This is a genomic window from Sodalis-like endosymbiont of Proechinophthirus fluctus (assembly GCF_001602625.1).
Taxonomy (GTDB): Bacteria; Pseudomonadota; Gammaproteobacteria; order Enterobacterales; family Enterobacteriaceae.
In genome coordinates this window covers 24,568-33,712 of the sequence record NZ_LECR01000074.1, presented here as the reverse complement: position 1 = coordinate 33,712, position 9,145 = coordinate 24,568, and the positions used below count along the sequence as shown (strand labels likewise).

The 9,145-nt window shown below is 46.4% G+C and carries 5 protein-coding genes and 5 pseudogenes; 1 reads left to right on the top strand and 9 read right to left on the bottom strand.

Annotated features, from left to right (window positions below; all coding sequences use genetic code 11):
• Window positions 1–84 precede the first annotated feature (84 nt).
• Window positions 85–345: pseudogene (gene pssA / locus BG74_RS07265) on the bottom strand (CDP-diacylglycerol--serine O-phosphatidyltransferase); the annotation flags it as partial.
• 882 nt (window positions 346–1,227) lie between these two features.
• On the opposite strand from pssA, the pseudogene BG74_RS07255 reads away from it, so the two are divergent.
• A pseudogene (locus BG74_RS07255) lies at window positions 1,228–1,444 on the top strand (cold shock domain-containing protein).
• Between the two features lie 383 nt (window positions 1,445–1,827).
• On the opposite strand, the gene BG74_RS19775 reads toward BG74_RS07255, so the two are convergent.
• From BG74_RS19775 to accC, 8 genes and pseudogenes are all read right to left on the bottom strand, one after another.
• A complete protein-coding gene (locus tag BG74_RS19775; RefSeq protein WP_369678532.1) occupies window positions 1,828–1,950 on the bottom strand; it encodes a fimbrial biogenesis chaperone in 123 nt (40 codons plus the stop codon).
• Between the two features lie 2,627 nt (window positions 1,951–4,577).
• Entirely contained in the window at window positions 4,578–4,874 is a 297-nt protein-coding gene (gene fis, locus BG74_RS07250) for a DNA-binding transcriptional regulator Fis (protein WP_066597543.1), read from the bottom strand.
• 142 nt (window positions 4,875–5,016) lie between these two features.
• Window positions 5,017–5,647 (bottom strand): annotated as a pseudogene (locus BG74_RS11395) (tRNA-dihydrouridine synthase); the annotation flags it as partial.
• Between the two features lie 315 nt (window positions 5,648–5,962).
• Window positions 5,963–6,471 (bottom strand): annotated as a pseudogene (locus BG74_RS13865) (50S ribosomal protein L11 methyltransferase); the annotation flags it as partial.
• A 391-nt stretch (window positions 6,472–6,862) separates the two neighbouring features.
• Window positions 6,863–7,252, bottom strand: a complete 390-nt coding sequence (locus BG74_RS19770) for a hypothetical protein (protein ID WP_073961131.1) — start codon at window positions 7,250–7,252, stop codon at window positions 6,863–6,865.
• Between the two features lie 125 nt (window positions 7,253–7,377).
• Window positions 7,378–7,605 carry a hypothetical protein gene (locus BG74_RS19765; RefSeq protein ID WP_066597536.1) on the bottom strand — a complete coding sequence of 76 codons (228 nt, stop codon included), beginning with the start codon at window positions 7,603–7,605 and terminating at the stop codon, window positions 7,378–7,380.
• Window positions 7,595–7,792 (bottom strand): annotated as a pseudogene (locus BG74_RS17730) (DUF997 family protein). The gene BG74_RS19765 and the pseudogene BG74_RS17730 overlap by 11 nt, the downstream one beginning before the upstream one ends.
• Before the next feature lie 214 nt (window positions 7,793–8,006).
• Window positions 8,007–9,145: acetyl-CoA carboxylase biotin carboxylase subunit (gene accC, locus BG74_RS07225; protein WP_244267417.1), on the bottom strand; the 1,139-nt coding region annotated here is incomplete at its 5' end.

Genomic DNA, 9,145 nt, shown 5'->3' with positions numbered 1-9,145 from the left:
GGTAGTGTGGGGTCTCCCCATGCGAGAGTAGGGAACTGCCGCTGCTACTGCTGTACCGGCATTAAAATGATCGTTCATACTACTTCAGAGTATTCGGCTAATTAAGCGATCAATGCGGACACGGCGTAAACGACGAATAAGTTTACGCACTTTAATCGGATAGTCTGCTATGCTTTGTAGCTCGGTGAAGTGCTTTACCATCCGAGTGTGAGTACGGATCATGGCGAGTTCGCGCTCACGCTGCGTCCGCAGCGCCTGTGTGGGATCGTGGATTAGTAGCGCATTTTCCAGATCGAGCCGCCAGGCACGTGGGTTAAGGTTATTACCGGTCAGCAATTGCCACTCGCGAGCAGTAAGGCAGAGAGTGAGATTTTATGACGCGGGAGCTTCTGTATATCGTTAACACAGCCAATCTATCGCAACAGTGTTTAACGCCTTTTATTGAAAAATGTCCTTTTTCTTGACTGCATCCAAGAAGGTTGCCCAGTGTGAGCCTGATTCGCTACCGCAAACATGGGAATAGGCGGAGCTATAACTGATTTTTTAATAAGTTGTCCTATAAGGCAGAATAAAGCAGTTGATTTTTAGTGTGTGCAGAATAAAGCAGTTGATTTTTAGTGTGTTCGGACACATCTATTAATACGGCATGACGCTTGTAACCTCATAGCAAAGGTAATGCTAAAATGGTATATAGCGGATTGTAAGAAAATGGTTAAGTTACAATTAATTAATATCTCATATAATGAGAATTTGTATGTTTTTCCAATTTTAGGGCGTGAAGAGAACGCTAGAGCAGCACTTGTATCATAGAGAATGCAGTAAGTTCCGCTATGCGGAATTGCTAATGTGCACGCTAGAGAGCAGAAAAGAAACGTACATAGGCGCATCGGGCTTCGAAACGGGCGAAGCTGTATCACGCCGCACACGCATTGGCGGTGGCGAGAAAAGCGTGTAGGGTCGGGGTATTATTATTCCTACTAGTTATATCATTTTTCTTCATAATAACGCTTAAGCCCCTGGCGGGAGTATACGTTAATAGCCCTATCGGTTTGTGGTGCAGACCTATTTATGTAAGCCATTTTAGTAAAGTTGTTCAGCAAAAAGCGATGTTCATCATCACTCCTTCAGAGAATTTCCTCCTTAAATGCGCCCCCATCATGCCATGCTGGCAAGCAGACTCTCCCTCTATCGCCGCAGGCGGTTTTTATCTTAATAAAGGAAGTGCAGGTGTCTGATAAAGTGACTGGTTTAGTAAAATGGTTTTACGCAGGTAAAGGTTTTGGTTTCATCACTCCGTCTGATAGCAGCAAAGATGTATTTGTTCATTTTTCCGCCATCTAGAGCAACGATTTCAAATCTCTGGACGAAGGAGGCCAGCGCGTAGAATTCATCATTGAAGTAGGGTCAGAAAAACCCGTCTTCTACTAACGTGGTTACCCTGTAAGTTACACACCAAAGGGATGTCGGCGGAGGGGGGAAGCCTACCGCCTCGGTAGCGTCCTGATGATATGCCATTGCAATGTAGAGAAAGCCCAATCTTTGTCAGGGCTTTTTTATTGCCAGTAGTGACGCGCCACGGATTGCCGAAGGTCTCCGGGTGCTTTTCCACGATTTACCCTTGAGTGAACAGTTCGCCGGTTGTATTAACCTGATAAAATGTAAGGTGGTTGAGGAGTGTATTGCGTCAGTCGTGTTTGATCGAGTTGGTGCAGGTACCTGCTGTTGTGGAAGATATACTACCTGCCATCATCATTGACACTATTAAAAAAGTTAATTCTTTCATCTTTACATGCTTTTTTAATGACTTTGCCAACTCTGGCGACGTTTTTATTTTTTATAGAGTATCGCTTCGCTAGTAAAAGGAGAGACCATATCGATTTTTAATGTTTGTTGACCTTCTTCCAACATCTTGTTAACCATGATAAAATAGGAAGTTGGGTTCTTAACAATTAATTTTCCGATTTGATAAAATCAATAGAGATTTTTCTAGGAATCGCCTCTGTCTGCGGCAATCCTTGAAGCCGATAAAGTTTAATGCGTATCTGCATCGCTAACAGTAAGTCGGAGCTGGAATCGTTAAATCAACTTTGGGAATTTCTATCATGTTAAGAAAAAATAATTTTTTCTGCTACATTGACGCACTTTTGGATCCATAACATTTACTCGCAGTGTGACTTTATGATGAGCTTTAATGTGCTCTACCGTCAGCTCTACCAATAGATTTTTCTGTGATTAGGCCACGTTATTCTCCAGCCAGCTTTGCATCAAATAATCATCGTCTGTAGGATTTTCTGCCACGATAGACGGACTTTTCTCTGGCAGGGAAAATCAGCCGAGGGCCGTACAAGATTCAATGCAGCTTTAGCTCAAAATAAAAGAGAAGCTAACATCATGATCGACAGAGTAGTAACACCACCGAGTTAAAGAAGAAAGATATAGATATAATATCTCATCGTTTTAGATTAAGTGACTCCATTAAGATGTAAATCTGGAAGGTAAGAGTTAACTTAATAGGTTGTCGTGCTAATCTGGAATTTCGGCTCTCTACGTCTTGGAGTTGTCTATCCATGCATATATAATTATGCGAATAATTATTAATTTTTAATTATAAAAAATGATAAATTAAAATCATTACTATATACTATATTTGTTAAATATGCAGCGAAATTATTACCTTTTCTGCCGGCAGTCCCTGTAAATGAAAGGTGTTGATTAGTTTTAACTGCTTAAATTACAATGTGTTCGTTGAGAGATAAAATGAAATGTTATCACACCTTAAATAAGGTGTGTATTTTTACATGCGGTCTGCGGTTTAGGTTCACTGTTGTAAAGATTCCCATGCTAGAAGTGAGGTACGTACGGAGGCTAGTCTCCTCTGTGCCTAAACCGAGTTAAATCTCCTCAGGAGCTGGTTCGTAGGTCTCTCCGGCCGTTGTAGCGTCTTTTTTGTATTGCCGCCAGCCGTGCAAACAAGAAAGAAGATTGCGCTAAAGATGAGAAATTAAAAGAAGGATACCTGATTCAGCGATATCGACATCCTTGGTACGGTACAAGGAATACGACTTACGGCACGCCGAAGGCGACGAACGCTGGCCTGTCTGTGCCGGGTTATTTTGAAATAGATAACCGGGCCAAACGCGCGATAGGGATGAGAAGGCGTAGCTGGTGCTAGGGTGAAGATACAAAGTAGGGCTAGCCGTGAAGTGATGAGGTAAGAGCAAGCTAATCATGAGGTATAAATTAGCTGCTCCTCCAAAAAATTATTCAGTATTTAGCGTGATATTGCCGGATTGGGCAACCCCACCACCATCATAATGCCTGTCGCGGCAAAAATGGCAAACTCACACCCAATGGAAACACTATTGGTAGGCTTACGCCTGTGGCAAGCAAATTTAATACGATAGGAAATTTATTCACTATTTTGCACAAATTATGGCGTATCGGGGTAGTCATTTTTATACCGCTATTGGCAACCGAACAAATTAGCGAAGCAAAAGCAGAAGTATCATCGTAAATCGTGACTTTTGTTGATGAAGGGACGGTATTATTTCGAAGTAATAGCATGGCTGTCTGGAAAATAAGAGGGAGTGAGAATTCATAAAAATTTATCACTAATTTAGTGATATTTTTCCTTAATAATCTCTACTTCTTAGAGCTAGTAAGGCGGTGTGAACGCTATACCATTGATAAATCATAGTGTTACCGTTAACAATTATCTTCACTCCTAATAAAGATAAATTAACAATATTACGCAAGTTTAACTTTTCAGCGACGGGGAATATTTTGTATAGCCTGATATGGGCTCCCATTGAGAAGAGGATCCTCTCCAGATCTATGTCTAGATTATTCTATTTTCTCCGAACGACTGCGACTGTGCGGGTGGGTGGTAGTAAATATTTAGTCAACGCGCAGTAATGACATAGAGGATCTGTGACGATTACGGTGCAAAAACATTAGAAACTATGTATGCAAAGAGACTAAAAAAGAATAAATGTCAACTCACTGATAACATAGAGGCACCCCAAAACCGACATGGGATAGACACTGTAGCTAAGACAAAGATATGTCAGAAACCGATGAGTCGTTAACCCCGATTCCCGGCAGGGACTCTGCATCCCGCGCTGCCTTGCTTCCGTCCCATTGTTCTTTCTGAAGCACCAATGTTAACACTAAATGGCGAACAGGAGTGGATGGTGCTAAGAGGTCATAGCGCGGAACTACTTCAGCCGAACAGATGAAGTCAGCAGAGCCAGCAGTTAATGCAGAGTGGCCGAGGAGGGCGCACAGCGCTGCAAGAGAGGATGACCTTAAAGTATGATTGACGCCCGATAAACCCCAACCCAGGCAAGGCAGGTCCGAGTCTGTGGCGACACGGTCAGAGTAGACCCTGCCTCTGCTAGGGACGGCAGGCGCGAATAGAATTCAGGGATGTGGAACATCTGTGCGGCAGATTTTTTGTGGGGAACGAAAATACGCCTGACGGCAAGACTGGTAAAATGCGGAGTGGCAAGGCAAAAAGCAAAAATGGTGCTTTTCCAAGAGGAAAAACACCTTTTAAAAAATACGGTATGAACTTATCAGTTCATACCGTATTTTTTCAATTTCTTACGCAGGGTGCCGCGGTTGATGCCCATCATCTGTGCCGCGCGGGTCTGATTGCCGCGGGTGTATTGCATCACCATGTCCAACAGAGGCTGTTCTACTTCAGCTAATACCAGCCCATAGAGGTCGTTGACGTCCTGACCGTTCAATTGAGCAAAATAGTTCTTCAGTGCTTGCTTTACCGAGTCACGCAGGGGTTTTTGCGTTACCTGATCCTGAGAGTTAACAGTGGAAAAGGTCAGTACGTTAGAATTTATGCGTTGTTCAAACATAGTTCTGTCTGCTCTTTTTTCTATTACGTAAGATTTGTAAAGTATGACTCCAATACCTCCAGCTGTTCGCTGGCATCCTCGCGCCTAACGACAGCGGCAGCTCCCCGTTATCCAGATAGTGCTGGATTTCCCGAAAGATCTAGGGTCTTCCCTGAGCGGCGTGGCCTATTTATCAGGGCATCTGCCCCGATGTAATCCAGCACAGCTCTGGCTTTCTGCGGGTCAGCAATTTTTCCATTGGCAATAACTGGAATAGAAATAAAATGCTTAACTGCTCGAGTACTATTGTACTCCGCTGCCTTGTACTCCACGTCGCAGTTAAACAGACAAGTGCGAGTGTGACCACGAATCGTGATGGCCTATATACCATAATCTGCGTCCAATTGGGTAATGTGTATACAATTCTAGTGATCCGGTGCCCAGCCTGTGCGAATTTTCATCGTCACAAGTATGTCGACGGCATGCACCACAGCTATCAGGATCCGTATTATACAACCGGATATTGCAGTAATACATAGAGCCAGCCAATTTACGGTTTACTTTCTTGGCTGGGAAACCCATATTGACATCAATCGGCCGCTGCCATTAACGCATCAGCCAGCGACGTCAGTATCAGCGGAATCGCTGATCACTAATGGCAATTTGCACCGTCCGTCCGGATACCAGTCTCATCACTTATGTACCATGTGCAAACGCGACTTATCCGTTCACCATACCTCTGTATTCGAGGACAGAATTTCCGAAACCGTTATTCCCGCTCCTATCGCGTGACATTCGGAGCCGCAATCAGGCAATTAGCGAACTTGAGGTGTCCGATATACATAGACAAAGGGAGACCATACTGTTGTCCACAAGGAGACATATATTACGCATTTTTTTCATCAAATGAAAGGACGAATTTTGAACAATACTGTGTCTGGGATCAATGATTGCGGACTTTTTCACGCGGAAAATACACTTTTCTAATTAAATACATAATGTTAAAAAAATCATCCTGTTTTGTGAGTTAACAAATTTTTTCTCATCCTACCGTGTAGGGCGAGCACATCGATAAAGCGCGGCTGACTAGGAAACGGACCTGGCGGGCACTACTTGTCTTTTTCGGCCACCGGATCGAGGGCAAAAGCTCTGGCATACGTCTGAGCCACGCTCTGTGCCTCTGGCTGGCCAGGATATCCGACAGCCCCAGAAGGCCCCAGGCGGCAGTAAGTCAACAATGAGCAGCGCGAGTTTGCGCAGCGGCCCGGCGAGGGATATTCGCCACCACCACGTCGGCATGCATCTCCCACGGCTGCACTTGCGGCAAATACAGCTATAAACGGTCTGTTACGCTGAGCGTTGTCTCGGCTGGCCTGAATCGCTTGCGGGTCGATATCAATGCCGATAGCCATTGCTGCCCCTAATTTTTAGGGTGGCGATGGCCAGAATGCCTGAACTACAGCAGAAGTCGATTATCGTCTTGCCGAGCAAGTCAAGATCGTCTGGAGAAGATTCAAAGCCGTTCACCGAAGCACATAGGATGAAAATTTTCCATCCATTTCAGCTCCTAGTCCTTGTCCTCCAACTGATCTATTTTATGGGCGAAACCGGTGCCCAGGTATCCAGCACCAGTGTGGCTAGGCTTGATCGCTTTAGCCGATGCTCGTTGGTAGCCCGCCTGCTTAGGCTATAGGCTCAAATAAAGGTCTATGATAATGGTGGCTGAATATTGCAACAATTGCGCGTTAATCATCGAAATGGTGGCCGCCAGCAGCGGCGGCAGTAACTGTACTATCAGGGCAGAGGGACCACCAGGTCAGGCACGTTCAGTTCGGGCGATACCGAGCGTCCCAAGGCGCCAGACAGGTGCATGCCAAGCATTAATACTCCTCACTACCGTGCTGAGAATCATGCCGCGGTGGACCACTTTACTATCGCGATAGGAAATGCAGCGCACCACGGTATGGGCAGGTCGATGACAGCGAAACACACTAGGATCCAAAACGAGGTCATGAATTTCGGCGAGAGGATGCCAATCCACGCTCGAGGGTGAAATCAGTGCCGGATCTATATGCCACAGTGGTGGCAACACTGTGTCTATACCGCTTGCGGTATGGTGGACTTACTGCCACCAACAATATAGTGGTCCCCAGTAGCATCACTAACCCCCGGAAGGCGTCATTGAGTATACTGGCGCGAAATTCGCCGAAATTGTTATAGAGCAGCAATGCTGATGCCGAAAACCAGCAGACCGGTATCGTAAGGGATGTGGGCGGCGGTTTCCAGTAGGCGGGCGCTCGCCGAAAAATTGGACTGTCATTGCGCCGATAAACGCTACCAACAGGCTGACACGCTGGCAAACCACACCAATGCGGGCTACTAAAGCGGGCCAGGAGCATGTCATTAAGGGTGAATGTATTATAATGCTAGGCTAGGATAGCGAATTTTTCCCAGGACACCGAAAGATAAACATATAACAGCCGGCAACTGAATTATCGATAAAATCACCCAGCTAAGGCCGTATTTATACGCCGTGTCCGTCCAGCCCGCCGCCGATGAACAAGTTGGCACTGATATAGGTAGCGGTAATGGTCATCACCAGCACAAAACCGCCTATTAACTCGATTTTCCTAGGAATATTCCTGCAAAAAATTGCCCTGAGTGTGCTCTGGTGGAAGGAATACAACGAGAGCAGAAACACCAGTACCAACGCCAAATAGGCGACCAACGGTACTATCAATTCACTGCGCATCGATGTCCTCCAGAGAAATATCGCGATAGATAATCCTTATCATTAGCCAACATAAGCTGATAAACACCAGCGTTCACCTACAGATAGGCCATTTCAAACTAATAGGGCAGTCCGGTGATACCCTGATCATTATCCGGCAGGTTAGATGCCAGTGGCCAGGCCAGGTAGCGAGATAAGCCAGGGTCAGACCGAACGCTCACCGCGCTTCGTGGTGAGCCTGGAAAAATTGTTTATCCGAATAACCTTCGCCAAAAGAAGTTAACTCTTGCCGTAAAGAACTCGTTTACGGAATGTCGAAAGCCTGTCTGATGTTTATCACTGCCATAGCAAAGGCCAGTGTTTAACCAGCCTTGATGTATAACTTGCAAAACGTGTAAATATAAGGAGCCTTGTCTAAGCGCTTAGGTTTCCTGCAAGCCGAGTTTCTTCTCCAGATAATGGATATTGGTGCCGCCTTGCTGGAAATGCTCATCATTCATGATATTCAACTGCAAATCGATATTAGTTTTAATGCCGTCGATAATCAGCTCCGCCAGCGCATTTTTCATGCGGGCGATAGCCACGTCGCGGGTTTCACCAAAACAGATAAGCTTGCCTATCATGGAGTCGTAGAGTGGAGTTACCGAGTAACCGGCATAGATATGGGACTCCCAGCGCACGCCCAAACCGCCCGGCGCGTGGAACCGGGTAATTTTGCCCGGACTCGGCAGGAAGCTTGTCGGATCTTCGGAGTTGATACGGCATTCCACCGCATGGCCGGACACCTTTACATCTTCCTGTTTCAAGGACAAGGGCTGCCCAGCGGCGATGCGCAGTTGTTCTTTAATCAGATCCACGTCGGTTATCATTTCGGTCACCGGGTGTTCCACCTGAATACGGGCATTCATCTCGATAAAGAAGAATTCACCGTTCTCGTACAGGAATTCAAAGGTACCAGCGCCTCGATAGCCGATTTCCACGCAGGCTTTGGCGCATCGCTCGCCTATAACGCGGCGTAATTCTTCGGTGATGCCGGGAGCTGGTGCTTCTTCCACCACCTTTTGATGACGACGCTGCATGGAACAGTCGCGCTCCGCCAGGTAAAGGGCGTTGCCTTGACCGTCGGCCAGCACCTGGATCTCGATATGGCGCGGATTCTCCAGGTATTTCTCCATGTAGACTATATCGTTGTTGAACGCAGCTTTCGCTTCCGCACGGGTCATACGGATGGAGGCGTCCAGCTCTTTGTCACTTCGCACCATGCGCATTCCACGCCCGCCGCCACCGCCGGAGGCCTTAATAATCAATGGATAACCTATGCGATTGGCGATAGCGCGATTTTTGTCCATATCCTCACCCACCGTCCCGTCGGAACCGGGAACACAGGGGACACCGGCCTTTTTCATCGCCTTAATAGCGGAAATTTTATCACCCATCAGCTTAATGGTTTCCGCACGCGGGCCGATAAAGATGAAGCCTGAGCGCTCAACCTGTTCGGCGAAATCGGCGTTCTCAGAGAGGAAACCGTAGCCTGGGTGGATAGCCACCGAGCCGGTGATCT